Source organism: Arthrobacter sp. YAF16, assembly GCF_052113385.1.
Lineage (GTDB): Bacteria > Actinomycetota > Actinomycetes > Actinomycetales > Micrococcaceae > Arthrobacter.
Genome location: NZ_JBFRDC010000005.1, coordinates 101,156 through 125,182 on the forward strand (window position 1 = coordinate 101,156; position 24,027 = coordinate 125,182).

At 68.1% G+C, this 24,027-nt stretch carries 17 protein-coding genes; 14 read left to right on the top strand and 3 right to left on the bottom strand.

Annotation, left to right across the window (positions count from 1 at the left end):
• Window positions 1-13 precede the first annotated feature (13 nt).
• From coaE to AB4Y91_RS11850, 4 genes are all read left to right on the top strand, one after another.
• Complete coding sequence (gene coaE / locus AB4Y91_RS11835) at window positions 14-1,231, top strand: dephospho-CoA kinase (protein ID WP_441418674.1); 1,218 nt, start codon at window positions 14-16, stop codon at window positions 1,229-1,231.
• A 64-nt stretch (window positions 1,232-1,295) separates the two neighbouring features.
• Window positions 1,296-3,377 carry an excinuclease ABC subunit UvrB gene (gene uvrB, locus AB4Y91_RS11840; protein WP_441418675.1) on the top strand — a complete coding sequence of 694 codons (2,082 nt, stop codon included), beginning with the start codon at window positions 1,296-1,298 and terminating at the stop codon, window positions 3,375-3,377.
• A 179-nt stretch (window positions 3,378-3,556) separates the two neighbouring features.
• Entirely contained in the window at window positions 3,557-4,585 is a 1,029-nt protein-coding gene (locus AB4Y91_RS11845) for a TerC family protein (protein WP_346958166.1), read from the top strand.
• A gap of 111 nt (window positions 4,586-4,696) precedes the next feature.
• Window positions 4,697-5,980, top strand: coding sequence for an MFS transporter (locus tag AB4Y91_RS11850; protein ID WP_441418750.1), 1,284 nt, complete (start codon window positions 4,697-4,699; stop codon window positions 5,978-5,980).
• 28 nt (window positions 5,981-6,008) lie between these two features.
• Here AB4Y91_RS11850 and AB4Y91_RS11855 read toward each other — a convergent pair whose 3' ends face one another.
• The 3 genes from AB4Y91_RS11855 to AB4Y91_RS11865 all read right to left on the bottom strand — a co-directional run bounded on the left by AB4Y91_RS11855 (window position 6,009) and on the right by AB4Y91_RS11865 (window position 10,406).
• Window positions 6,009-7,274: an alpha/beta fold hydrolase gene (locus AB4Y91_RS11855; protein ID WP_441418751.1), complete on the bottom strand. Its 1,266-nt coding sequence runs from the start codon at window positions 7,272-7,274 to the stop codon at window positions 6,009-6,011.
• A gap of 64 nt (window positions 7,275-7,338) precedes the next feature.
• Window positions 7,339-7,839: a GNAT family N-acetyltransferase gene (locus AB4Y91_RS11860; protein WP_441418676.1), complete on the bottom strand. Its 501-nt coding sequence runs from the start codon at window positions 7,837-7,839 to the stop codon at window positions 7,339-7,341.
• 20 nt (window positions 7,840-7,859) lie between these two features.
• Window positions 7,860-10,406, bottom strand: coding sequence for a DEAD/DEAH box helicase (locus AB4Y91_RS11865; protein ID WP_441418677.1), 2,547 nt, complete (start codon window positions 10,404-10,406; stop codon window positions 7,860-7,862).
• A gap of 201 nt (window positions 10,407-10,607) precedes the next feature.
• On the opposite strand from AB4Y91_RS11865, the gene AB4Y91_RS11870 reads away from it, so the two are divergent.
• From AB4Y91_RS11870 to AB4Y91_RS11915, 10 genes are all read left to right on the top strand, one after another.
• A complete protein-coding gene (locus tag AB4Y91_RS11870; protein ID WP_441418678.1) occupies window positions 10,608-11,387 on the top strand; it encodes a trans-aconitate 2-methyltransferase in 780 nt (259 codons plus the stop codon).
• 202 nt (window positions 11,388-11,589) lie between these two features.
• Entirely contained in the window at window positions 11,590-13,353 is a 1,764-nt protein-coding gene (locus AB4Y91_RS11875) for an ABC transporter ATP-binding protein (protein WP_441418752.1), read from the top strand.
• Between the two features lie 92 nt (window positions 13,354-13,445).
• Window positions 13,446-15,206 (top strand): ABC transporter ATP-binding protein, encoded by a 1,761-nt coding sequence (locus tag AB4Y91_RS11880; protein ID WP_441418753.1) that lies wholly within the window; start codon window positions 13,446-13,448, stop codon window positions 15,204-15,206.
• Window positions 15,203-15,595 carry a GntR family transcriptional regulator gene (locus tag AB4Y91_RS11885; protein WP_441418679.1) on the top strand — a complete coding sequence of 131 codons (393 nt, stop codon included), beginning with the start codon at window positions 15,203-15,205 and terminating at the stop codon, window positions 15,593-15,595. The genes AB4Y91_RS11880 and AB4Y91_RS11885 overlap by 4 nt, the downstream gene beginning before the upstream one ends.
• Window positions 15,596-15,760: 165 nt before the next feature.
• Window positions 15,761-18,622, top strand: coding sequence for an excinuclease ABC subunit UvrA (gene uvrA / locus AB4Y91_RS11890; protein ID WP_441418754.1), 2,862 nt, complete (start codon window positions 15,761-15,763; stop codon window positions 18,620-18,622).
• A gap of 179 nt (window positions 18,623-18,801) precedes the next feature.
• Window positions 18,802-19,206 carry an HAD hydrolase-like protein gene (locus AB4Y91_RS11895; protein ID WP_441418680.1) on the top strand — a complete coding sequence of 135 codons (405 nt, stop codon included), beginning with the start codon at window positions 18,802-18,804 and terminating at the stop codon, window positions 19,204-19,206.
• Window positions 19,193-19,861, top strand: a complete 669-nt coding sequence (locus tag AB4Y91_RS11900) for a lysophospholipid acyltransferase family protein (protein WP_175323308.1) — start codon at window positions 19,193-19,195, stop codon at window positions 19,859-19,861. Before AB4Y91_RS11895 ends, AB4Y91_RS11900 begins: the two co-directional genes overlap by 14 nt.
• 101 nt (window positions 19,862-19,962) lie before the next feature.
• Complete coding sequence (uvrC, locus tag AB4Y91_RS11905; RefSeq protein WP_441418681.1) at window positions 19,963-21,966, top strand: excinuclease ABC subunit UvrC; 2,004 nt, start codon at window positions 19,963-19,965, stop codon at window positions 21,964-21,966.
• 116 nt (window positions 21,967-22,082) lie between these two features.
• Window positions 22,083-23,006, top strand: coding sequence for an RNase adapter RapZ (gene rapZ, locus AB4Y91_RS11910; protein ID WP_175323310.1), 924 nt, complete (start codon window positions 22,083-22,085; stop codon window positions 23,004-23,006).
• Window positions 23,006-24,025 carry a gluconeogenesis factor YvcK family protein gene (locus tag AB4Y91_RS11915; RefSeq protein ID WP_441418682.1) on the top strand — a complete coding sequence of 340 codons (1,020 nt, stop codon included), beginning with the start codon at window positions 23,006-23,008 and terminating at the stop codon, window positions 24,023-24,025. Before rapZ ends, AB4Y91_RS11915 begins: the two co-directional genes overlap by 1 nt.
• Window positions 24,026-24,027 lie beyond the last annotated feature (2 nt).

A 24,027-nucleotide genomic window follows, 5' to 3' on the forward strand; every position in this document is an offset into this window, starting at 1 on the left:
TTAGTCTGGTGGAGTGCTGAAGATCGGTTTGACGGGCGGCATCGCCTCAGGGAAGTCAGTGGTCGCGTCGCGGCTGCGCGAGCTGGGTGCCGTGCTGGTCGACGCCGACGCGCTGGCCCGCGAGGTGGTCGAGCCGGGGACGCCCGGGCTGGCGCGGGTGGTGGAAGCCTTCAGTTCCTCCATCCTGGCCCCCGACGGCGCCCTCGACCGTGCCCGCCTGGGCGCCCTCGTCTTCGGCAACCCCGAACGCCTGGCAGTGCTCAACGGCATCATCCACCCCCTCGTCAGGGAGCGCGCCGCCGCCCTCGCCGCCGGCGCCCCGAAAGGCGCAGTCGTGGTCCAGGACATCCCGCTCCTGGTCGAGACCGGCCAGGGCGCCAACTTCCATCTCGTGGTGGTCGTGGACGCCCCGGAGGACGTCCGGGTGCGGCGCATGGTTGAACACCGGAAGATGACGGTCGAAGAGGCCCGCTCCCGAATGGCCGCCCAGGCCACGCGGGAGGCCCGGTTGGCGGCTGCCGACGTCGTCCTGGACAACTCGGGCTCGAAGGAGGAACTCCGGGACGCGGTGGACCGGCTCTGGGAGCGCCGGCTGCTCCCGTTCGCGGAGAACCTGACTAAGCACCGGATGGCCCCGCGCTCCGGCGGCCCGGTGCTCAGCCCCGCCAATCCGGACTGGCCGGCCCAGGCCTCCCGGATCGCCGCCCGTCTGCGCGCCGTTGCCCCACAGGACATCTTCGCCGTGGACCACATCGGTTCCACCGCGGTCCCGGGCCTCGAGGCCAAGGACGTGCTGGACCTGCAGCTCACCGTCCGGGACCTGGCGACGGCGGACCGACTGGAGCCGCTGCTGGCCGCGGCGGGCTACCCGCGCTGGCCGGGCATCGGCCCGGACAACCCCAAGCCCGCCCACCCCGACCCGGCCGACTGGGACAAGCGCGTGCACGGCAGCGCGGACCCCGGCCGGCCCGTGAACCTGCACATCCGGGCCGCGGGATCGCCCGGCTGGCGGTACGCTCTATGCTTCCGCGATTGGCTGCGCGACGACGCCGGGGCGCGCGCCGACTACCTTGCGGAGAAGCGCCGCGCGGCCCGGCGGCACGGCGTGGACAAGTCCACCGCGGCCTACGCCGCGGACAAGGAGGAGTGGTTCACCGCCTACGCCGCCCCGCGGATGGAAGAGTGGGCCCGGCGCACCGGCTGGCTGCCGCCGTCGTACGACGCACCCTGACCGGCGGGTACAGCCCAAAGCTGAATCAGGGCTTCCTGTCGGAGGGCGGCGGTAGATTAGTAACATGAGCCTTGCCCAGGAAATCAACCGTGTCGTGGCGCCCTTCGAGGTCATCAGCGAGTTCAAGCCCGCCGGGGACCAGCCCGCCGCGATCGCCGAACTGACCGAGCGCATCCAGAACGGCGAGAAGGATGTGGTGCTCCTCGGCGCCACCGGTACCGGTAAAAGCGCGACGACGGCGTGGCTGATCGAACAGGTGCAGCGGCCCACCCTGGTGATGGTGCAGAACAAGACCCTCGCCGCCCAGCTGGCCAACGAATTCCGCGAACTGCTGCCGAACAACGCGGTGGAGTACTTCGTTTCCTACTACGACTACTACCAGCCGGAAGCCTACGTGGCCCAGACGGACACCTTCATCGAGAAGGACTCCTCCGTCAACGAGGAAGTCGAACGGCTCCGGCACTCCGCCACGAATGCGCTGCTGACCCGGCGCGACGTGATTGTGGTTGCCACCGTTTCCTGTATCTACGGCCTCGGCACCCCGGAAGAATACATCGCCGGCATGGTGACCCTGCGCAAGGGCGCCCAGATGAACCGCGACGACCTGCTCCGGAAATTCGTCTCCATGCAGTACACCCGCAATGACATGGACTTCCACCGCGGCACGTTCCGGGTCCGGGGCGACACCGTGGAAATCATCCCGATGTACGAGGAACTCGCGATCCGGATCGAGTTCTTCGGCGACGAGATCGAGAACATCTACACCCTGCATCCGCTGACCGGAGAAGTGCTCCGGGACGAGACCGAAATGTACGTCTTCCCCGCCTCGCACTACGTCGCGGGACCGGAACGGATGGCCCGGGCGATCAAGCGGATCGAGGACGAACTCGCCGACCGCCTCAAGGTCCTGGAGAGCCAGAACAAGCTGGTCGAGGCCCAGCGGTTGCGAATGCGCACCACCTATGACCTGGAAATGATGCAGCAGATGGGATTCTGCAACGGCATCGAGAACTATTCCTCGCACATCGACGGCCGCGCCCGCGGAACCGCGCCACACTGCCTTATCGACTACTTCCCGGACGACTTCCTGCTGGTCATCGACGAATCCCACGTCACCGTGCCGCAGATCGGCGCCATGTATGAGGGCGACATGTCCCGCAAGCGAAACCTTGTGGACCACGGCTTCCGGCTGCCCTCGGCGATGGACAACCGCCCGCTCAAGTGGGACGAGTTCCAGGACCGCGTGGGCCAGACCGTCTACCTGTCCGCAACCCCGGGCAAGTACGAGCTCGGCAAGGCAGACGGCTTCGTGCAGCAAATCATCCGACCCACCGGCCTGATCGACCCCGAGGTCATCGTCAAGCCCACCAAGGGCCAGATCGATGACCTGCTGGGCGAAATCCGCACCCGCACCGCGAAGAACGAACGCGTCCTCGTCACCACGCTGACCAAACGGATGGCCGAGGACCTCACCGACTACCTGCTGGGCCACGGCGTGAAGGTCGAGTACCTGCACTCCGACGTCGACACGCTGCGCCGCGTGGAGCTGCTCCGTGAACTGCGGATGGGCGTCTTCGACGTCCTGGTCGGCATCAACCTGCTCCGGGAGGGCCTGGACTTGCCCGAAGTGTCGCTGGTGAGCATCCTGGACGCGGACAAGGAAGGCTTCCTGCGCTCGGCGACCTCGCTGATCCAGACCATCGGCCGTGCCGCACGTAACGTGTCCGGCCAGGTCCACATGTACGCGGACCGGATTACCGATTCGATGGCGCAGGCCATCGACGAGACCAACCGCCGCCGCGCCATCCAGGTGGCCTACAACACGGAAAAGGGCATCGACCCGCAGCCGCTGCGCAAGAAGATCGCCGATATCACCGACCAGCTGGCCAAGGAGGACGCGGACACCCGCGAACTGCTGGCCAGCGCGGGCAAGGCGCGCGGCAAGGGCAAGGGCGGCTCCAAGGTCCGCGCCGACGGCCTTGCGGCCGCCCCGGCCGAGGACCTGGTGGGCCTGATCGAACAGCTGACCGAGCAGATGCACGCCGCCGCCGGCGAGCTGCAGTTTGAGCTCGCCGCCAGGCTGCGCGACGAGGTCGGGGATCTCAAGAAGGAGCTGCGCCAGATGCAGTCGGCCGGGCACGCCTAGGGTAAAGTGGATCAGACGTAGGGGAGTATCCCAAGCGCTACGATCGTCAACACGCACGGCACAGATGCCCTGCCGGGCGTAGCGGGCAGCGAATCGGCACCTGATGGCGACAGCCACGGTGCGGCAGCTTAGCCGGAGAGACTTACACCGCTTAGTTGTACCCTGCGAAAGGTATCTTCGTGCCCGAACTTCCCGTCTGGTTCGAGATCGGCTCCTTCGTCGTTCTCGGAATCATCCTTGCCATCGATCTACTCCTGGTGCTGAAGCGGCCGCATGAACCCTCCATGAAGGAAGCCGGCCTGTGGGTCTCCTTCTACATTGCGCTGGCCCTGGTCTTCGCCGGAGCCATGTTCCTCTTCACCGGCCCGGAGTATGGCGGCCAGTTCATCGCCGGCTGGGTGACGGAGTACAGCCTCAGCATCGACAACCTGTTTGTCTTCATCATCATCATGGCGCGCTTCTCGGTACCCCGTAAGTACCAGCAGGAAGTGCTCATGGTCGGCATCATCATCGCCCTGATCCTGCGCGGCATCTTCATCCTGCTCGGCGCGATCGTGATCGAGCAGTTCAGCTGGGTCTTCTACATCTTCGGCGCCTTCCTGCTGTGGACCGCCTGGAAGCAGGCCCAGGACGAAGGCGAGGACGAGGAAGATAAGGAAAACCCGCTGATCGCCCGGATCCGCCGGATCCTGCCGATGTCCGAGAAGTTCGACGGCGGCAAGCTGCGCACCGAAGTCGACGGCAAGAAGGTCTTCACTCCGATGCTGATCGTCTTCGTGACCATCGGCATGACCGACCTGCTCTTCGCGGTGGACTCCATCCCGGCCATCTTCGGCCTCACCCAGAGCGCGTTCATCGTCTTCACCGCCAACATCTTCGCCCTGATGGGTCTGCGCCAGCTCTACTTCCTGCTCGGCGGCCTGATGAACCGGCTCATCTACCTCAAGCACGCGCTCTCGGTCATCCTCGCCTTCATCGGCGTCAAACTGGTGCTGCACGCCATGCACGTCAACGAACTTCCCTTCATCAACGGCGGCAAGCACATCGAATGGGCCCCGGAAATCCCGACCTACGTTTCGCTCGGGGTGATCATCGGCACCATCATCATCGCGGTCGTCGCCAGCCTGGTCAGCTCCAAGGCGTCGAAGGCCAAGCTGGATGCCCGGCTCGAAGAGGACTCGCGCAAGAGCCTCACCGACGCCGAGTAGCGCCCCCGGCGGCCCTGCACGGGCTAAGCTCGGAGCGTGAAAAGCTTTGACGCCGCGACGGCGGCCGGTACGGCGCTGCACCCGCAACGGGTGCAGCGCCGTACCGTTGTGATGCTCAGTGCCGCCCAGTTGCTCAGCGGCGTCGGCGGCGGCGCCAGCCTTTCCGTCGGCTCGCTGCTGGCCGTCCAGCTCTCCGGCTCGAACGCCTGGGCGGGCTCGGTCACCACCACCATGACGCTCGCCGCCGCGCTGACCGCGCTGCCGCTTGCCGGGCTGGCCGGCCGGCGGGGACGCCGGGCAGCCCTCGTGACCGGGCTCCTGTCCGCCATGAGCGGCGCTGTGCTGGTGATCCTGGCGACCGTCACCGCCTTCTTCCCGTTGCTGCTGCTGGGCGCCGCCATGCTGGGCCTCGGCACGGCGGCCAACCTGCAGGCCCGCTTCGCCGCCGTCGACCTCGCAGAGCCGGAACACCGCGGACGGTCCCTCGCGATCGTGGTGTGGGCCGTGACCGTCGGCGCCGTGGCCGGGCCGAACCTCATCCAGCCCGGCGCGATGGTGGGGCAGGCCCTCGGCCTGCCGCCGATTTCCGGGCCGTTCGTGTTCTCGACCGCCGGACTGGCCCTCGCCGCCTTGCTGCTGTTCATCGGGCTGCGCCCGGATCCGCTGCTGCTGGCTGCCCGGATCCGCACAGTGGACGAGGAGCCGGCGAAAGGGACAGCGGCAACCCGGGGCAAGCATGCCTTGCGCAACGGACTGCGCGCGGTCCGTTCCTCCCCGCGCGCCCGGCTGGCGCTGCTCGCCGTCGTCGCGGCGCACGGCTGCATGGCCGCCGTGATGTCCATGACGCCGCTGCATCTGCAACTGCTCACCGAGGGCCCGATGGCCGGTCACGCCGCGGAGCACGCCCACACCGCCGGCACGGACGTCTTCGTGCTGATCGGCTTCACGATCTCGCTGCATATCGCCGGCATGTACGCCCTCTCACCGGTGATGGGCTGGCTCACCGACCGGGTCGGCCGGCTCCCGGTGATCCTGCTGGGCCACGGGCTGATCCTGCTCGCCGTCTGCGTCGCGGGCTTCGGCCAGACGCAGCCGGCCCTGGTCACCGTCGGACTGGTGCTGCTGGGGCTGGGCTGGTCGGCGGCCACCATCGCCGGTTCCACCCTGCTCGCGGAGAGTGTCGCGGTCGGCGAGCGGGTCCTCGTGCAGGGCGTGTCGGACACCCTGATGGGCGTCGCGGGCGCTGTTGGCTCGGGCTTCGCCGGTCTCGTGATGAGCGGAATCGGCTACCAGGGATTGAACCTCGTGGCGGCCGTCGTGGCTGCCGCGGTCCTGGCCGTGGTCTTCCAGGCGGCGGCGCGGTCACGCCGCAACCCGGAGCCTGCCGGGGCCTGAACCCCCGGCCGGGTAGCCGCGGACGCCGTCAGGCGCGCGTCGCGCGGGCCATGCCGAGCAGCCGGCCGAAGATCGCCTCGCCGTCGTCGGCGATGCCGTCGTGGTGGAACTCAGCGGACTCCCACACCTGCAGGCCGCGCACGGCGGCTGCAGTCTCCAGCGACAGGTCCCGGTCCACGTAGATGTCGTCCGTGTACACGGCGGCGGCCACCGGAATGTTGTTCAGGGCCAGCCGCTCGGGGTCGTAGAGCGGTTTCCAGTCGTCCTTCTCGGCGAGCAGCTGCGCCACGGTGCGGAGCGGACGGAGGGCCGGATCCTGTTCGAAGTACCAGGGATAGACCATCTCGCCGGTTAGCAGCGGGGCGGCGGCGTCCGGGCGGAACTCCGGGAAGTCCTGGAGCACCCGCAGTGCAGCCCAGTCGGTGGCCTCGCCCTGGCCGTAGATGGATTCGTGCATGAGGGCGTACAGCGGGTTCGACGCGCGGGAGACAAGCCCGCGGACCTGCTCCAGGAAGCCGTCGGAGAGCCGGTCGCCGTCGGGGGTGCTGACGAAGGCATCCTCCAGCAGGTGGTGCAGCCCGTCCACCCGGGTGTTGCCGCCCAGGTAGGAACCCACCATCTGGAAGCGCTCCACGGTGAGCCTGCTGCCGTCGGGCAGGTACTCCTCGAAGTCGCGGAGGTGCCGGGCGATGCGGCTGACCAACTCCCGGTCCTGCGGGTACCAGCCGAAGTATTCGGCGTTGCGCGCTGCCACGCGGCGGAAGGTTGCCTGGTAGACCCGGTCCGCGGGGCCGGTCAGGGGCGCGAGGCCGCCGGTGATCAGCGCCTCGCGCAGCCCCTCGGGGGCGAAGGACAGGTAGCTCAGCGCGCAGAAGCCGCCGTAGCTCTGCCCGTAGATAGTCCAGGGCGCGGCGCCGAGGGTCCGCCGGATCGCCTCCGCGTCCGCCACAATCGAGTCGGCGCGGAAGTGCTCGAGGTACTGCGCCTGGTCCCGGTCGCTCCCCCGCAGCGGGAGGGTCTTGCGGTCGATGGGGGAGGAGAGCCCGGTGCCGCGCTGGTCCAGCATCAGGATGCGGAAGTCCTTCGCCGCGGCCTTGCTCCAGCCGCCCAGCGCGGGGAAGCGGTTGCCGCGGCCGCCGGGACCGCCCTGCAGGTACAGCAGCCACGGCAGTTCCGCGGCGGCCTCCTCGCTGTGGTCCGCGGAGACGTATTCCCGGGCGAAGACGGTGATCGTTTCGCCGTCGGCGCCGAAGTGGTCCAGCGGTACTTCAAAGTAATGCTCCGCGGTGCGCATGCCGCGGTAGTCGTGCCTGGCCTTGACGATGTGCGGGACGGAGGCCGTCTGAGTCGACGTTGTGTCAACCACGGGCGTTAGCCGTCCGGGCGCCGGCGAATGCGTCCAAGGCGTCGCCGGTGAGCCGGAAGGTGGACCATTCGTCCATCGGGGCCGCGCCGAGGTTCTTGTAGAAGGCGATCGAGGGCTCGTTCCAGTCCAGCACGCTCCACTCCACCCGGGCGTAGCCGCGCTCCACGGCGGTGGCGGCCAGGTGCTGCAGCAGTGCCTTGCCGTGGCCGGCGCCGCGGGCTTCCGGCATGACGTAGAGATCCTCGAGGTAGATCCCGTGCACGCCTTCCCAGGTGGAGTAGTTCAGGAACCACAAAGCGAAGCCCTGGACGTCGCCGGCCTCATTCTCGGCCATGGTCGCGTACACGCGTGGGTTCTCGCCGAACAGTACCTGCGTGAGCATCTCGGGGGTGTTCCGGACGGCGTCCGGCTCCTTTTCGTAGATGGCCAGGTCATGGATCATCTGCAGGATGGCGGGAACGTCGGGGGCGGTGGCCGGGCGGATTACACTCATGGTCGCCAGTTTACTAGCGGCTACAGGCGGTTCACGTCGATCACGCGCACGACGGCGGTGCCGGTCTCGTCCGAGGCGGCCAGGTCCACCTCGGCGGAGATGCCCCAGTCATGGTTGCGGGCCGGGTCGTCGAAGATCTGCCGGACCTTCCAGACGCCCGGCTCCTCGGTGATGATCAGCAGGCCCGGACCGCGTGCGTCCGGGCCGGTGCCGATGTCCTCGTGCTCCTCGAAGTAGTCGTCCAGCGCGTCCTCCCAGCGCTCCGCATCCCAGCCGGAGCCGGCGTCGAGTTCGCCCAGCGCGGTGGCGGCCTCGTCCGCGAACAGTTCCACCCGGCGGAACATTTCGTTGCGGACCATCACCCGGAAGGCGCGGATATTGGAGGTCAGCGACGGCGGCGGGGGCGGCGGGGCATCGTGCCGGGTCGGGGCGGCGCCGGAGGTGAGTTCCTCCCATTCGTCCAGCAGGCTTGAGTCCACCTGGCGGACCAGCTCGCCGAGCCACGCGATCAGGTCCTCAAGGTCCTCGCGCAGCGCGTCCTGCGGCACCGTCTGCCGGAGTGCCTTGAAGCCGTCAGCCAGGTAGCGCAGCACAATGCCCTCGGAACGGGCCAGGCCGTAGAACTGCACGAATTCGCCGAAGTTCATTGCCCGTTCGTACATGTCCCGGATCACGGACTTGGGGGCGAGTTCGAAGTCGCCGATCCACGGCGCCGCCTTGCGGTACACGTCGAACGCCTCGCCGAGGATCTCCGCGAGCGGCTGCGGGTAGGTAACCTCCTCGAGCATGGCCATGCGCTGGTCGTACTCGATCCCGTCGGCCTTCATCGCGGCAATCGCCTCCCCGCGGGCCTTCTTCTGCTGCGCGGACAGGATCTGCCGCGGCTTCTCCAGCGTCGACTCGATCACCGAGACGACGTCGAGGGCATACGACGGCGACTCCGGATCCAGCAGCTCCAGGGCCGCCAGGGCGAAGGGGGAGAGCGGCTGGTTCAGGGCGAAGTTCGCCTGCAGGTGGACCGTGAGCCGGACGCTGCGGCCGTCCGGGCCTTGTTCCGCGGGCGGGATGCGTTCGACGACGCCGGCGGCCAGCAGCTCGCGGTAGATGCCCAGCGCTCTTTTCATCAGCTGCAGCTGCGCGGCGCGCGTCTCGTGGTTTTCGGTCAACAGGCGGCGCGCGGCCTTGAACGGGTCGCCGGGGCGTTCCATCAGGTTCATCAGCATCGCGTGGGTGACGGTGAAGCTGGAGCCCAGCGGGTCCGGCACGGAATCCACCAGCCGCTTATAGGTGGGTTCGCCCCAGGACACAAACCCCTCCGGCGGCTTCTTCTTGACGACCTGGCGCAGCTTCTTCTGGTCGTCGCCGAACTTCGCCGTGGCCTTGGCCATCGCCTTGACGTTCTCGATCACATGCTCGGGCGCCTGGACCACCACCGTCCCGGCGGTGTCATAGCCGGCCCGGCCCGCCCGGCCCGCGATCTGGTGGAACTCACGCGAATTCAGCAGGCGGGTGCGGACGCCGTCGTACTTGCTCAGCGCGGTCAGGAGCACGGTGCGGATGGGAACGTTGATGCCGACGCCCAGAGTGTCCGTGCCGCAGATGACCTTGAGCAGACCGGCCTGGGCCAGCTGTTCGACGAGCCGGCGGTACTTGGGCAGCATGCCGGCGTGGTGCACGCCGATGCCGTGCCGGACCAGCCGGTGGAGGGTCTTGCCGAAGCCCGCGGCGAAGCGGAAGCCGGCGATCAGCTCGGCGATCTTGTCCTTTTCCTCGCGGGTGCAGACGTTGATGCTCATCAGGTTCTGGGCCCGGTCGATCGCCTCGAGCTGGCTGAAGTGCACCACGTAAACCGGCACCTGCTTGGTGGAGAGCAGCTCCTCCAAGGTCTCGTGCACGGGGGTCTGCTGGTAGTAGAAGTGCAGCGGAATGGGCCGTTCCGCGGAGCTGACGGTCGTCGTCTGGCGTCCGGTCAGCTCGGTGATGCCCTCCTCGAAACGGCTCACGTCGCCGAGCGTGGCGGACATCAGCAGGAACTGGGCCTGCGGGAGTTCCAGCAGCGGCACCTGCCAGGCCCAGCCGCGCTGCGGATCGGAGTAGAAGTGGAACTCGTCCATGATCACCGCGCCAAGCTCCGCGGCGGATCCCTCGCGCAGGGCGATGTTCGCCAGGATTTCCGCGGTGCAGCAGATGATGGGCGCGTCCTGGTTGACGCCGGAATCGCCGGTGATCATGCCGACGTTTTCGGCGCCGAAGATCTCGCACAGGGCGAAGAATTTCTCCGAGACGAGGGCCTTGATCGGTGCGGTGTAATAGCTGCGCGCCCCGCGGGCCATGGCCTGGAAGTGCGCCGCGATCGCCACCAGCGACTTGCCCGAACCGGTGGGGGTCGCCAGGATGACGTTGGCGCCTGCGGCCAGCTCCATGATGGCCTCGTCCTGGGCGGTGTAAAGGGCCAGGCCGCGGCTCTCCGTCCATTCGACGAACCGGGTGTAGAGCTCATCCGGATCGAGCCCGCTCCTGCCGGGAACTCGGGCGGCCGGGGCGGGGAGCTGATCAACAAGTTTCATTGCTTTCCAGCTTAGTGGCCCGCGGCGCGGCCGGCTGCCTGCCTCCGGGGTGGCATCCCGCGGCCAGACACCCGGGCCGGAAACCCGGGCCGACACCCGGCCCGACACCCGGGCCGGCATCCCGCGGTGCGGCGGCGGCGCCCCGGGGCCGCTGCCGGGTTAGGCTTCGGCTGACGGCCCGAGCGGTGAAGCGAGGAATGCATGAAGTGGGATCCAGCCAAGTACGTGCAGTTCGGCGACTATCGGGACCGGCCGTTCTTCGACTTGACCGCCCGCATCCACGCCGAGGCTCCGCGGCATGTCGTCGACCTTGGCTGCGGACCGGGAAGCCTGACCGCCACGCTGGCGGCGCGCTGGCCCGGCGCCGCGGTGCAGGGGCTGGACTCCTCCGCCGAAATGCTCGCGAAGTCAGCCCCCTTCGCAGCCGCGGCGGACAACCTTTCCTTTGGCCTGGCGGACATCGCCGCGTGGATGCCCGCGCCGGATACCGACGTCGTCGTCACCAACGCCGCCCTGCAGTGGGTGCCCGGGCATCGGGAGCTGCTGCCCCGCTGGCTTGGGGCGCTGCGTCCGGGAGCATGGTTTGCGCTCCAGGTGCCGGGCAATTTCAACGCCCCCTCGCACACCCTCATGCGGACGCTCGCCGATTCGGATGAGTGGTCCGCCCGACTGGCCGGAGTGCTGCGGCATAACGACGTGGTGGGCGAGCCTGCGGATTACCTCGAACTGATGCTCGACGCCGGCTGCGATGCCGACGCCTGGGAGACCACGTACCTCCAGCTCCTGCCGGGCGCCGATCCGGTGCTTGAGTGGGTGCGGGGGACTGGCCTGCGCCCGGTGCTGGCCGCGCTCACGCCGGAAGAGGCCGCCCGGTTCGAGCGGGACTACGCGCGGCTGCTGAACGAGGCTTACCCGCCGGGCGGCCACGGAACGGTTTTCCCCTTCCGGAGGGTCTTCGCCGTGGGCCGCAAGCGGAGCTGAGAGGGTGCCGGACCTGCCGCCGCCCGGGGGTGCACGGTGCGAACCCTTCCGCCGGCCGGGCTCTTTGACGAATGTGACACGCCGTGTGACAACAAGCGGCATGTGATGGGGCTTACAATGACAAGGCGGTCTGGGGGCGGCCGCGGTCTGGTCCGATTCCGAGCCCTGTTCTAGTGATGGAGGTTCGGTGCTATTTAGCCTGATGGGGCGCCTGCTCGTCGCCCACAGGATGACCGTTCTGGCCATCATTTGCCTGCAGCTCGTGCAGACCACCGCCAACCTGATGCTTCCGACGCTCAACGCTGCCATTATCGACGACGGCATTGTCGCCGGCGACACGCCCGTGATCCTGCGCCTGGGAGCCTGGATGGCGGTAGTTGCTGCCCTCCAGGTCGGTGCCGCCATCGCCGCAGGCTACCTCGGCGCCATCGTCGCCATGCGCGTGGGGCGGGAGTTGCGCGAGGAGCTTTTTGCCAAGGTGCAGACCTTTTCCTCCCAGGAGGTCGGCGTGTTCGGGGCGCCCAGCCTGGTCACCAGGGCCACCAATGACGTCACGCAGATCCAGAACCTCACCGTCCTGGTCTTCACCATGCTCGTCGCCGCGCCCGCCAGCTTCATCGGCGGCATCGTCCTCGCGGTGCGCCAGGACCTGCCGCTGTCCGGGATTGTGGTGGCCGTGATCCCGGTTCTCGCGGGACTCATGCTGCTGATTGTGCGCCGGCTGATTCCGCTGTACCGGCGCGGCCAGGGACTCATCGACCGGATCAGCCGGGTCCTGCGCGAACAGATCATTGGCGCCAACGTTATCCGCGGCTTTGTCCGGCAGGAGCATGAAATCCGGCGCTTCGATGCGGCCAACAGGGACCTCACCAGGAACAACCTCGACTCTGCGCTGCTGGTTGCCGGCATGAATCCAATGATCATGGTGGTGGTTAACCTGTCCTCCGTCGCGGTGGTCTGGTTCGGCGGCCACCGGATCCAGTCCGGACAGATGCGCCTCGGCGCGCTGACCGCGTTTATCGCCTACATCCTGCAGATCCTGATCGCCATCATGATGGCCATGTACGTCTTCACGACGGCCCCGCGGGCCGCTGCCTGCGCGGAGCGCATCCAGGAAGTCCTGGACACCGAACCGTCCATCGGCGATCCGGAGCCGGGCCCGGCACCGGCGAAGCTACCGCCCCCGGAACGGCCGCCTGGTTCGGGTCGCGGACCCGTCACTGAAGGCACCGTGGAGTTCCACGACGTCGAATTCGCCTATCCCGGCGCCGAAGCCCCGGTCCTCACCGGGGTTACGTTCACGGCCGCTCCCGGAACCACGACGGCGGTCATCGGCGCCACGGGAAGCGGCAAGACCACGCTGCTGAATCTGCTGCCGCGCTTCCTTGACCCGACGGCGGGCAGCATCAGCATCGGCGGCCGCGGGACCCGATCGCTGCCGCTTGCTGAGCTGCGCGGACTGATCTCCGTGGTGCCGCAGCATTCCTATCTCTTCTCCGGGACCCTCGCGGAGAACCTGCGCGTGGGCGGCCCGGACGCGACTGATGCGGAACTGTGGCAGGCCCTGGGGACCGCCCAGGCGGGCGACTTTGTCCGCGACCTCCCGGGCGGCCTCGAGGCGCCGGTCAGCCAGGGCGGCACAAACTTTTCCGGCGGGCAGCGCCAGCGCCTGTGCATCGCGCGGGCACTCCTCCGGCCCGCGCCCGTCTACCTCTTCGACGACAGTTTCTCCGCCCTTGATTACGGCACCGACGAGAGGCTACGCGCCGCCCTGGAACCGGCGCTGCGGGCGGCCACCGTCCTGGTGGTGGCGGAACGCGTGTCCACGATCGAGAAGGCGGACCTGATCCTCGTGCTCGAGGACGGCCGGCTGGTGGCCAAAGGCACCCACCAGGAACTGATGGAGTCGTCGCGGGCCTACCAGGAGATCGCCGCCTCCCAACTGGTGCTGGAGGAAACTCCGTGAGCGCGGATGTCGCCGCGCGGGGCGGAACGGCTGCAAGCAAATGGCGGACGGCCGGAAGGCTGCTGGGACTCCTGACGCCGGTACGCCGCCGCATGGCCGGTGCCATCGCCGCCACCTGCGCCTTCGCGGCGCTGAACGTGGCGGCCCCCAAATACCTTGGCGACGCCACCGACGTCGTGGTCCAAAGCGTCGTCGGCGGCACCTTCGACGAGCGCAGGCTCGGCCGGCTGCTGCTAGCGGTCGCCTTGATGTACCTGGGCGCCTCGCTGTTCAGCTGGATCCAGGGCGCCCTGACGGCGACGGCGGTGCAGCGGCTCGGCTACGGGCTCCGCGCCGCCGTCGAACAAAAGCTCCATCTGCTGCCTTCCAGCCATTTCGACGACCAGCACCGGGGCGACGTACTCAGCCGGGCCACCAACGACGTCGACAACGTCTCGCAGGCGCTCAACCAGTTGCTCAACCAGCTGATCATGTCGGTGTTGATGCTCTCCGGCGCCCTGGCCATGATGTTATGGCTCTCGCCGCTGCTGGCCGTGATTGCGCTGGCCTCGGTCCCGGTCTCCACCTTGATCACCGTGTTCGTGGCGCGGCGGTCGCAGGCGCACTTCACCGAGCAGTGGTCCAGCACCGGTGAACTTAATGCCCACTTGGAGGAGTTCTTCACCGGGCACGAAGTGGTCAAGGCATTTGGCCGGCAGGGGGCGGCCGCGGCCACCTTCGGGGAAAGCAATACGCGGCTGTTCCGGGCAGCTTCGAGCGCTCAGTACGTGTCCGGGGTCGTGCAGCCCCTGATGATTTTCGTCTCCAACCTCAACTACATCGCCGTCGCCGTCATCGGCGCGCTTCAGGTGGCCGCAGGCACCATGACGATCGGGGGCGTCCAGGCCTTCATCCAGTTCAGCCGGCTCTTCAGCCAGCCAATGGGCCAGATCGGCGGAATGCTCAACCTGATGCAGTCCTGCGTGGCCTCCGCGGAACGCGTCTTCGCGCTGCTGGACGCACCGGAAATCCCCGCGGATGCTGCGCCCTCTGCCGCTGGCGCCGCCCGTGCCGCCGCCGCCCGTGCCGGCGCCGCGGAGCCCGCACCTCCGGGGCGGGTCAGCTTCGAAAGCGTCACCTTCGGCTACGGTCCCGGTGCCCCCGTCGTGGAGGACCTCTCCTTCGCAGTCGAGCCGGGCCAGACCGTCGCTATCGTCGGGCCGACCGGAGCCGGAAAGACCACGGTGGTCAACCTCCTGATGCGGTTCTTCGAGCTGGACGGCGGGCGGATCACCGTGGACGGCATCGACATCGCCGAAATACCGCGCGACGCGTTGCGGTCCGCCTTCGGCATCGTGATGCAGGACGCCTGGCTCTTCACCGGCAGCATCCGGGAGAACATCGAATACGGCAGGCCCGGCGCCAGCGACGGCGAGATCATCGCCGCGGCGCAGGCCAGCCACGTGGACCAGTTCGTCCGCGCCCTCCCGGCCGGCTATGCCACCATGCTCGGCAACGACGGCGACTCCCTCAGCCGGGGCCAGCGCCAGCTCATCTCGATCGCCCGGGCGCAGCTGGCCGGCCGCGGCGTCCTGATCCTCGACGAGGCCACCAGCTCGGTGGACAGCCGCACCGAAGCCCAGATCCGGCAGGCAATGGCCCGGCTGCGCCAGGGCCGGACCAGCTTCGTGATCGCCCACCGCTTGTCCACGGTCCGGGACGCTGATCTAATTCTGGTCATGGACCACGGACGGATTGTTGAACAGGGAAACCACCAGGAACTGATGGCGGGGGGCGGTTTCTACGCCGCCCTCTACCGGGCCCAGTTCGCCGGCCGCAAACAGCCCGAGAGCGTTCTGGAGCCTGAGCTGTGAGTTCCGCGGAACGTGCCGCCGCACAATTTCCAGGCAGCTGGAAGCCAAACACGGGCAGCTCGGTGCCGCTGTTTGAGCAGCTCCGGCTGAACATCATCGAGCAGGCGGACAACGGCACCCTGGCGCCGGGCACCCGCCTGCCGGCCGTCCGCAGCCTGGCAGGGGAGTTGGGGGTGGCGCCGCACACCGTGGCGCGCGCCTACAAGGAACTCGAGGCCGCCGGCGTGGTCGCGACCCGCGGCCGGAACGGCACCGTCGTCTGTGCCCGGGACGAGGCCTGGGGCTCGCTTACCGCTGCCGCCTCGGAGTTCGCGGCGGCAGCCAAAGCCCAGGGCGCCAGCTTCTCCGAGGCCGTTCAACTACTGGCGGCGGCGTACGACCGCCAATAGCACACCGGCCCTCCGAATGGATATTCGAAGAAGTTTTCGATTAGCATTGGAGGCGTGCCTAAAGCCGTAGCTGAAGAACCCGCCGTTGATGTCCAGCCCGCCGCCGTACCGGTGAAGTCCGGAAAATCGGCAGGCCCCAAGCCGTCCAGCCCGGCCTCGTCGGGCATAGAGCTGGCCCGCCCGGACCTGTCCCGACTCGTCGTGAAGGGCGCGCGCGAACACAACCTGCGCAACGTCGACCTCGACCTGCCGCGCGACGCGATGATCGTCTTCACCGGCCTTTCCGGCTCCGGCAAGTCCTCGCTGGCCTTCGACACCATCTTCGCCGAGGGACAGCGGCGCTACGTGGAGTCGCTCTCCGCCTACGCCCGCCAGTTCCTGGGCCAGGTGGACAAGCCCGACGTCGACTTCATCGAAGGCCTGTCGCCCGCGGTGTCGATCGACCAGAAGTCCACGAGCAAGAACCCCCGTTCCACCGTGGGCACGATCACCGAGATCTACGACTACATGCGCCTGCTCTGGGCCCGGGTGGGACGCCCGCACTGCCCCGTCTGCGGCGAGCCGGTGACCAAGCAGACCCCGCAGCAGATCGTCGACCAGCTCCTGGAACTGCCCGAGGGCACCCGGTTCCAGGTGCTGGCACCGGTGGTCCGCGGCCGCAAGGGCGAGTTCGTCGAACTGTTCAAGGAGCTCACGGCGAAGGGCTATTCAAGGGCCCGGGTGGACGACAAGCTGATCCAGCTCAGCGATCCGCCCAAGCTGGGCAAGCAGTTCAAGCACACCATTGAGGTGGTGGTGGACCGCCTCGTCGTTAAGGAAGGCATCAGCCAGCGCCTCACCGACTCGGTGGAAACCGCCCTGGGCCTTGCCGAGGGCCGCGTGCTGGCCGAATTCGTCGACCTCGAGGCGGATGACCCGGAACGGATCCGTGCCTTCTCCGAGCACCTCGCCTGCCCCAACGAGCACCCCCTCGCGATCGACGAAATCGAACCCCGCTCGTTCTCCTTCAACAATCCTTTTGGCGCCTGCTCCGCCTGCAGCGGCATCGGCACCAAGCTCGAGGTCGATGAAGAACTCCTCATCCCCAACCCGGAGCTCTCCCTCGCCGAAGGCGCCATCGCGCCCTGGTCGCTCGGCACCGCCACCACCGAGTACTGGAACCGGCTCCTCGGCGGCCTGGCCAAGGAAATTGGCTTCAAGATGACCACGCCTTGGGAGAAGCTCTCCACTGAGGCCCGGCAGACCGTGCTGCACGGCAAGGACCACAAGGTCGTGGTGCAGTACCGCAACCGCTTCGGCCGGGAACGCAAGTACAGCACCGGCTTCGAGGGCGTTGTCCAGTACGTGCACCGCAAGCACACGGAAACGGATTCCGACTCGGCGCGGGACCGCTACGAGGAGTACATGCGCCAGGTCCCGTGCCCGGCCTGCAACGGCGCCCGGCTGAACCCGGCGTCGCTCTCGGTGCTGATCAACGGCAAGTCGATTGCCGAGGTCGCCGCGCTGCCGATGCGCGAATGCGCGCACTTCCTGGACACCCTGGTCCTCAGCGGCCGGGAGGCCCAGATCGCCCACCAGGTCCTCAAGGAGATCCAGGCCCGCCTGACCTTCCTGCTCGACGTCGGCCTCGAGTACCTGAACCTGGAGCGGCCCTCCGGCACCCTGTCCGGCGGCGAGGCCCAGCGCATCCGCCTGGCCACCCAGATCGGTTCCGGCCTGGTCGGCGTGCTTTACGTCCTCGACGAGCCCTCGATCGGCCTGCACCAGCGCGACAACCGGCGCCTGATCGAAACCCTCACCCGGCTCCGGGACCTCGGCAACACCCTGATCGTGGTCGAGCACGACGAAGACACCATCCAGGAGGCGGACTGGGTGGTCGACATCGGACCGGGCGCCGGCGAGCACGGCGGCATGGTGGTCCACTCCGGGTCCTACCAGGACCTGCTGAAGAACACCGAGTCCCTGACCGGCGACTACCTCTCCGGACGTAAGTCCATCGAGGTGCCGAAGAAGCGGCGCAAGTACGACAAGAAGCGCGAGCTGAAGGTCGTCGGCGCCAAGGAAAACAACCTGCTGAACGTGGACGCAGCCTTCCCGCTGGGCCTGTTCACCGCCGTCACCGGCGTCAGCGGATCCGGCAAGTCCACCCTTGTCAACGAGATCCTCTACAAGGTGCTCGCCAACAAGCTCAACGGCGCCAAGCAGGTCGCCGGACGGCACAAGACGGTCCAGGGCCTCGAGCACCTGGACAAGGTGGTGCACGTCGACCAGAGCCCCATCGGCCGCACCCCGCGGTCCAACCCGGCCACCTACACGGGCGTCTTCGACCACATCCGGAAGCTCTTTGCCGAGACCACCGAGGCCAAGGTCCGCGGTTACCAGCCCGGCCGGTTCTCCTTCAACGTCAAGGGCGGACGCTGCGAGGCCTGCTCCGGCGACGGCACGCTGAAGATCGAGATGAACTTCCTGCCGGACGTCTACGTGCCCTGCGAGGTCTGCCACGGCGCCCGCTACAACCGCGAAACGCTCGAGGTGCACTACAAGGGCAAGACCATCGCGGACGTCCTGAACATGCCGATCGAGGAGGGCGCCGAGTTCTTCGCCGCGTTCTCGCCGATCGCCCGGCACCTCAGGACCCTGGTCGACGTCGGCCTCGGCTACGTGCGGCTCGGCCAGCCTGCCACCACCCTTTCCGGCGGCGAGGCGCAGCGCGTGAAGCTGGCCGCGGAGCTGCAGAAGCGCTCCAACGGCCGCAGCGTCTACGTCCTGGACGAGCCCACCACCGGGCTGCACTTCGAGGACATCCGCAAGCTGTTGATGGTGCTGCAGGGCCTGGTCGAAAAGGGCAACACCGTGATTACGATCGAGCACAACCTGGACGTCATCAAGAGCGCCGACTGGATCGTGGACCTGGGACCCGACGGCGGTTCCGGCGGCGGCCGGATCGTTGCCTCCGGAACACCGGAGCAGGTGGCCAAGTCCAAGGAAAGCCACACAGCGGCCTTCCTGGCCGACATCCTGGGCTGACCGGGGTTCGCTGACTGCGAGGCGACACCCGCCCCATGACGCGCAAATGCCCTGCCGCTACCGGACTTCCGGCGGCGGCAGGGCATTTGCGCGTCGTCGCGAAGCGAAGTACCCCTCGATGTATTCCCGAAGGAGTATGTGAATTTCTGGCAGCCGCGCACTCGTGAGAAACTAGGCCCGTGACGCCTACAACCGTGCCCGTGATCTTCGACCTCGACGGCACTCTTGTCGATCCTGCCGGGGGGACAGCGGACGGAATCGCAGCGCCCCTTACCGAACTTCGCCTCCCGCATCCGGGGAAGTCCGCCGCTGACGAGGCCGGCGCCGGGCCGGGGGCGGGTCCCGTCCCCGCAGGCCAGGCCGTCATGGTGGGGGACCGGGCGCAGGACGTGGCCGGGGCGGCTGCGAACGGATCGGACTGTGTCGGCGTAGGCTGGGGTTTTGCGCCCGACCGCGAACTCCACGCGGCCGGCGCCGTCGAGATAGTGCACACCACGGCGGCGCTTCACGCTACGATCACCAGACTCTCCGAATGCCCGGGGACCACAGCCCTGAATGAGGTGCACACCATTGGCAATGTTTGACGCGATCCGCTGGACGACCCGCGGGCTCATTTCCTCGACCTGCCGTCCCACCGTGATCGGCCTCGAGAACGTGCCCAAGGAGGGTCCCTTCATCGTGGCGCCGAACCACCTGTCCTTCCTCGACAGTGTGATCGTCCAGGCCCTCATGCCGCGCCCCGTGGCTTTTTTCGCCAAAGCGGAATATTTCACCACGGGCGGCGCCAAGGGCAAGCTGATGAAGTCCTTCTTCGAAGCCGTCGGCTCCATTCCGGTCGAACGCGGTGAACAGGCCGCCAGCGTCCAGGCGCTGAAGACGCTGCTGGACATCCTCGACGCCGGCAAGGGCGTTGGAATCTACCCGGAGGGCACCCGCTCCCGTGACGGCATTCTCTACCGCGGACGCACCGGCGTCGGCTGGCTGGCCCTCACCACCGGCGCCCCGGTCATCCCGGTGGGCCTGATCGGCACCGAAAACCTGCAGCCGGCGGACAGCAACAAGGTGACACCGCAGCACTTCACCATGAAGGTGGGCGAGCCCCTGTACTTCGACAAAACCGGCCCGGACCACTCCCTGCCGGCGCGCCGACAGGTCACGGACCGGATCATGGACGCCATCGCCGAACTGAGCGGCCAGCAGCGGGCCACCACCTACAACCAGAGCAAAAGCGTCGATTAGCGCTGCTCCCTGCCGCGGACACCCGTCCGGTCACCCGTCCGCCACACCCGTACGGGAGCCGACGGTCGGGGCGGTCCCGCCCGGCTTAGTAGAATGGACTGGTGGCAAATCCAGCTAGTTACCGTCCCCAGACGGGGGAGATCCCGACCAACCCGGGCGTGTACCGCTTTCGCGATCCGCATGGCCGGGTCATTTACGTCGGCAAGGCGAAGAACCTCCGGTCCCGGCTGAACTCCTACTTCGCCAACCCCGCGGGCCTGCTGCCCAAGACGTATGCCATGGTGCACACCGCCAGCAGCGTGGAATGGACCGTCGTCGGCAGCGAACTGGAATCCCTGCAGCTCGAATACACCTGGATCAAGGAATTCAAGCCGCGGTTCAACGTCATGTTCCGCGACGACAAGAGCTACCCCTACCTCGCCGTCACGATGGGGGAGAAGTACCCCCGGGTGCAGGTCCTCCGCGGCGAACGGCGCAAGGGGACCCGGTATTTCGGGCCCTACACGGCCGGCGCCATCCGCGACACCATGGACACCCTGCTGCGGGTCTTCCCGGTCCGCAGCTGCAGCCCCGGCGTCCTGAAACGCGCAGAAGCCAGCGGCCGCCCCTGCCTGCTCGGCTACATCGACAAGTGCGCGGCGCCCTGCGTCGGCCGGATCTCGGCGGAGGACCACCGGGCCCTGGCCGAGGATTTCTGCGCCTTCATGGGCGGCGAAGCCAAGCGCTTCGTGTCCCGGCTCGAGAAGGACATGGCCGCCGCCGTCGCGGAGCTCGACTACGAACGCGCGGCCCGGGTGCGCGATGACATCATCGCGCTGAAAAAGGTCTTTGAACGCAATGCCGTGGTCCTGGCCGAGGATACCGACGCCGACGTGTTCGCGCTGCACGAGGACGAGCTTGAGGCCGCAGTCCAGGTCTTCCACGTCCGGGGCGGCCGGATCCGCGGCCAGCGCGGCTGGGTGGTGGAAAAGGTCGAGGACACCACCACGCCCGACCTCGTCGAGCACTTGCTCCAACAGGTCTACGGCGAGGAAGGCGAAAGCCAAGGCCGGATGCCCCGCGAGGTTCTGGTGCCGGCCGAGCCCAGCAACGCCGCCGAACTCGCCCAATGGCTCAGCGGGCTGCGGGGGGCCCGGGTGGACATTCGTGTCCCGCAGCGCGGCGACAAGGCCACGCTGCTCTCCACCGTCCGGGACAACGCCGAACACGCCCTCAAGCTGCACAAGTCCCGGCGCGCCGGCGACCTGACCATGCGTTCCCAGGCGCTGCAGGAACTGCAGGAAGCCCTGGATCTGCCGGTCGCGTTGATGCGGATTGAATGCTTCGACATCTCGCACATCCAGGGCACCAACGTGGTCGGCTCCATGGTGGTGGTCGAGGACGGCCTGCCGAAGAAATCCGACTACCGGAAATTCTCGGTCACCGGTGCCGCGGCCAACGACGACACGGCGGCCATGCATGACGTCCTGACCCGCCGCTTCCGGAACTACCTGCAGGAACAAGCCGATAAAACGGCCGACGGTTCCGGGCCGCTGGCCGTCGCCCAGGCCGCCGCCGTGGCCCCGGTCGCGGACACCACGACGCCGGCGCCGAAGACGAAATTCGCCTACCCGCCCAACCTCGTCGTCGTCGACGGCGGCAAGCCGCAGGTGAACGCGGCAGCGAAGGCCCTCGAAGAGCTCGGCATCGAGGATGTCTATGTGGTCGGACTCGCCAAGCGGCTCGAGGAGGTCTGGCTGCCGGACAGCGACTTCCCGGTCATCCTGCCGCGCGCCTCGGCCGGTCTCTATCTGTTGCAGCGGATCCGGGACGAGGCGCACCGCTTCGCCATCTCCTTCCACCGGCAAAAGCGCGGCAAGGCCATGACAGTCTCCGCGCTCGACGGCGTGCCCGGCCTCGGCGACTCCAAGCGCAAGGCGCTGCTGAACCAGTTCGGCTCGGTGAAAAGCATCAAGGCCGCCACGGTCGAGGAGCTGACGGCCGCCAAGGGGGTCGGACCAGCCCTCGCCGGGGCAATCGTGCGGCATTTCAACGCGGCGGAGGACACGGAAGGGCCCGCCGCGCCGGCCGTCAACATGACAACCGGCGAAATCCTCGAAACTTAGCTAGCTCCGGCAATCTTAGCTAGGGTAAGGAGCTGAGGTACGGCGCACGGCGGGCAGGCAACTGCCGCGTGCGCCGGCCTCACGGCAGAGCAGACAGCAGAGATGGGGCACGACTGATGACAGAGTCAACGGCAGGATCCGGCATGGAGGCGGACGGGTTGACCCCCGTCAAGCCGATCGAGGCGGAACTGCTCGTGGTGACCGGGATGTCAGGGGCCGGTCGGAGCACCGCCTCGGACGCCCTCGAGGACCACGGCTGGTACGTGGTGGACAACCTGCCGCCCCAGATGCTCGGCACGCTCGCCGAGCTGGTCTCCCACGCCCCGGGCTCCATCTCCAAACTCGCCGTCGTCGTCGACGTCCGCAGCAAGGACCTCTTCGCGGACATCCGCGCAGCGCTGCGCAACCTCGAAGCCAGCGGCGTCACCTTCCGGGTGCTGTTCCTCGACGCCAGCGACGACGTCCTGGTCCGGCGCTTCGAACAGGGCCGGCGGCCGCACCCGCTGCAGGGCGGCGGCCGGATCCTCGACGGCATCGCCGCGGAACGCGAGCTGCTGCATGAGCTGCGCGAATCCTCGGACATTGTGCTGGACACCTCGACACTCAACGTCCACGGCCTCGCGACCGCCATCACCGAACTGTTCAGCGAAACCGGTCCGGTGGCGCTGCGCCTGAACGTCATGAGCTTCGGCTTCAAGTACGGGCTGCCGGTGGACGCCAACTTCGTCGCCGACGCCCGCTTCATCCCCAACCCGCACTGGGTTCCGCAACTGCGCCCGCACACCGGGCTCGACAAGGACGTCAGCGACTACGTGCTCGAGGCGGAGGGCGTCAACAACTTCGTGGAGCGCTACGTGCTGGCCCTCGAACCAGTCCTGGACGGCTACCGGCGCGAAAACAAGCACTACGCGACCATCGCCGTCGGCTGCACCGGCGGCAAGCACCGTTCCGTCGCCGTGGCGGTTGAACTCTCGCGGCGGCTTGCCCAGTACCCGCGTGTCACGGTCACCACTACGCACCGGGATCTGGGCCGCGAGTAATGGCGCTCCTGACCGGGCCGCTGCCCCTGGTGCCGGCCGCCAGTGCGGCCTCCGCCGGCCAGCAGGACAAAGGCCCCTCCGTGGTCGCCCTCGGCGGAGGCCACGGCCTTTCCGCTTCACTTTCCGCCCTGCGGTTGCTCACCTCGGAACTGACCGCGATCGTAACGGTCGCCGACGACGGCGGTTCCTCCGGCCGGTTGCGTGAAGAGTACGGCGTCCTGCCGCCCGGTGACCTGCGGATGGCCCTGTCCGCACTCTGCGACGACACCGACTGGGGTCGGACCTGGCGCGATGTCATGCAGCACCGGTTCAAACCCGGCAAGGGCCGCGGCGGTTCGCTCGACGAACACGCGATGGGCAACCTGCTGATCGTCACCCTCTGGGAACTGCTCGGGGATGCCGTCGTCGGGCTGCAATGGGCCGGGGCGCTGCTCGGCGCCCGGGGCCAGGTCCTGCCGATGTCCACCACCCCGCTCACCATCGAAGGCGAGGTGCGGGTCGGGATGCCCGACGGCACGTCGGGGCTGCAGACCGTCCGCGGACAGGCCAAGTGCGCCGTCGCGGGTTCGCTGGAAGCCGTCCGGCTGCTGCCCGAGTCGGCCCCGGCCTGCGTCGAGGCGCTGACCGCGATCGAACTCGCCGACTGGGTGGTCCTGGGCCCCGGCTCCTGGTACACCTCGGTGCTGCCGCACCTGCTGCTGCCGGAGATGCGCGATGCGCTGTGCAAGACCGAGGCGCGGCGCTGCCTCACGATGAACCTCGCCACGGACACCAAGGAGACCCTCGGAATGTCCGCAGCGGACCACCTGCGCGTGCTGCGCGACTACGCACCGGACTTCAGCGTCGACGTCGTGCTGGCGGACCCCGCGTCGGTGCCGGACCTCCCGGAGTTCGAGCGGGCGGCCGGGATGCTCGGAGCAGAGGTGGTCTTGGGTAAAGTAGGGGCGTCGAGCCGCCGGCCGATCCACGACCCGCTGCGCCTGGCAACGGCGTACCACGACATTTTCGGGAACAGGTAGGA

Excerpts from the sequence above, each read along its gene's own strand:
- uvrB (WP_441418675.1), top strand. The coding sequence starts at position 1,296 with ATGAGCCTTGCCCAGGAAATCAACCGTGTCGTGGCGCCCTTCGAGGTC.
- AB4Y91_RS11850 (WP_441418750.1), top strand. The coding sequence starts at position 4,697 with ATGCTCAGTGCCGCCCAGTTGCTCAGCGGCGTCGGCGGCGGCGCCAGC.
- AB4Y91_RS11855 (WP_441418751.1), bottom strand. The coding sequence starts at position 7,274 with ATGCGCACCGCGGAGCATTACTTTGAAGTACCGCTGGACCACTTCGGC.
- AB4Y91_RS11860 (WP_441418676.1), bottom strand. The coding sequence starts at position 7,839 with ATGAGTGTAATCCGCCCGGCCACCGCCCCCGACGTTCCCGCCATCCTG.
- AB4Y91_RS11865 (WP_441418677.1), bottom strand. The coding sequence starts at position 10,406 with ATGAAACTTGTTGATCAGCTCCCCGCCCCGGCCGCCCGAGTTCCCGGC.
- AB4Y91_RS11870 (WP_441418678.1), top strand. The coding sequence starts at position 10,608 with ATGAAGTGGGATCCAGCCAAGTACGTGCAGTTCGGCGACTATCGGGAC.
- AB4Y91_RS11875 (WP_441418752.1), top strand. The coding sequence starts at position 11,590 with ATGGGGCGCCTGCTCGTCGCCCACAGGATGACCGTTCTGGCCATCATT.
- AB4Y91_RS11880 (WP_441418753.1), top strand. The coding sequence starts at position 13,446 with ATGGCCGGTGCCATCGCCGCCACCTGCGCCTTCGCGGCGCTGAACGTG.
- rapZ (WP_175323310.1), top strand. The coding sequence starts at position 22,083 with ATGACAGAGTCAACGGCAGGATCCGGCATGGAGGCGGACGGGTTGACC.
- AB4Y91_RS11915 (WP_441418682.1), top strand. The coding sequence starts at position 23,006 with ATGGCGCTCCTGACCGGGCCGCTGCCCCTGGTGCCGGCCGCCAGTGCG.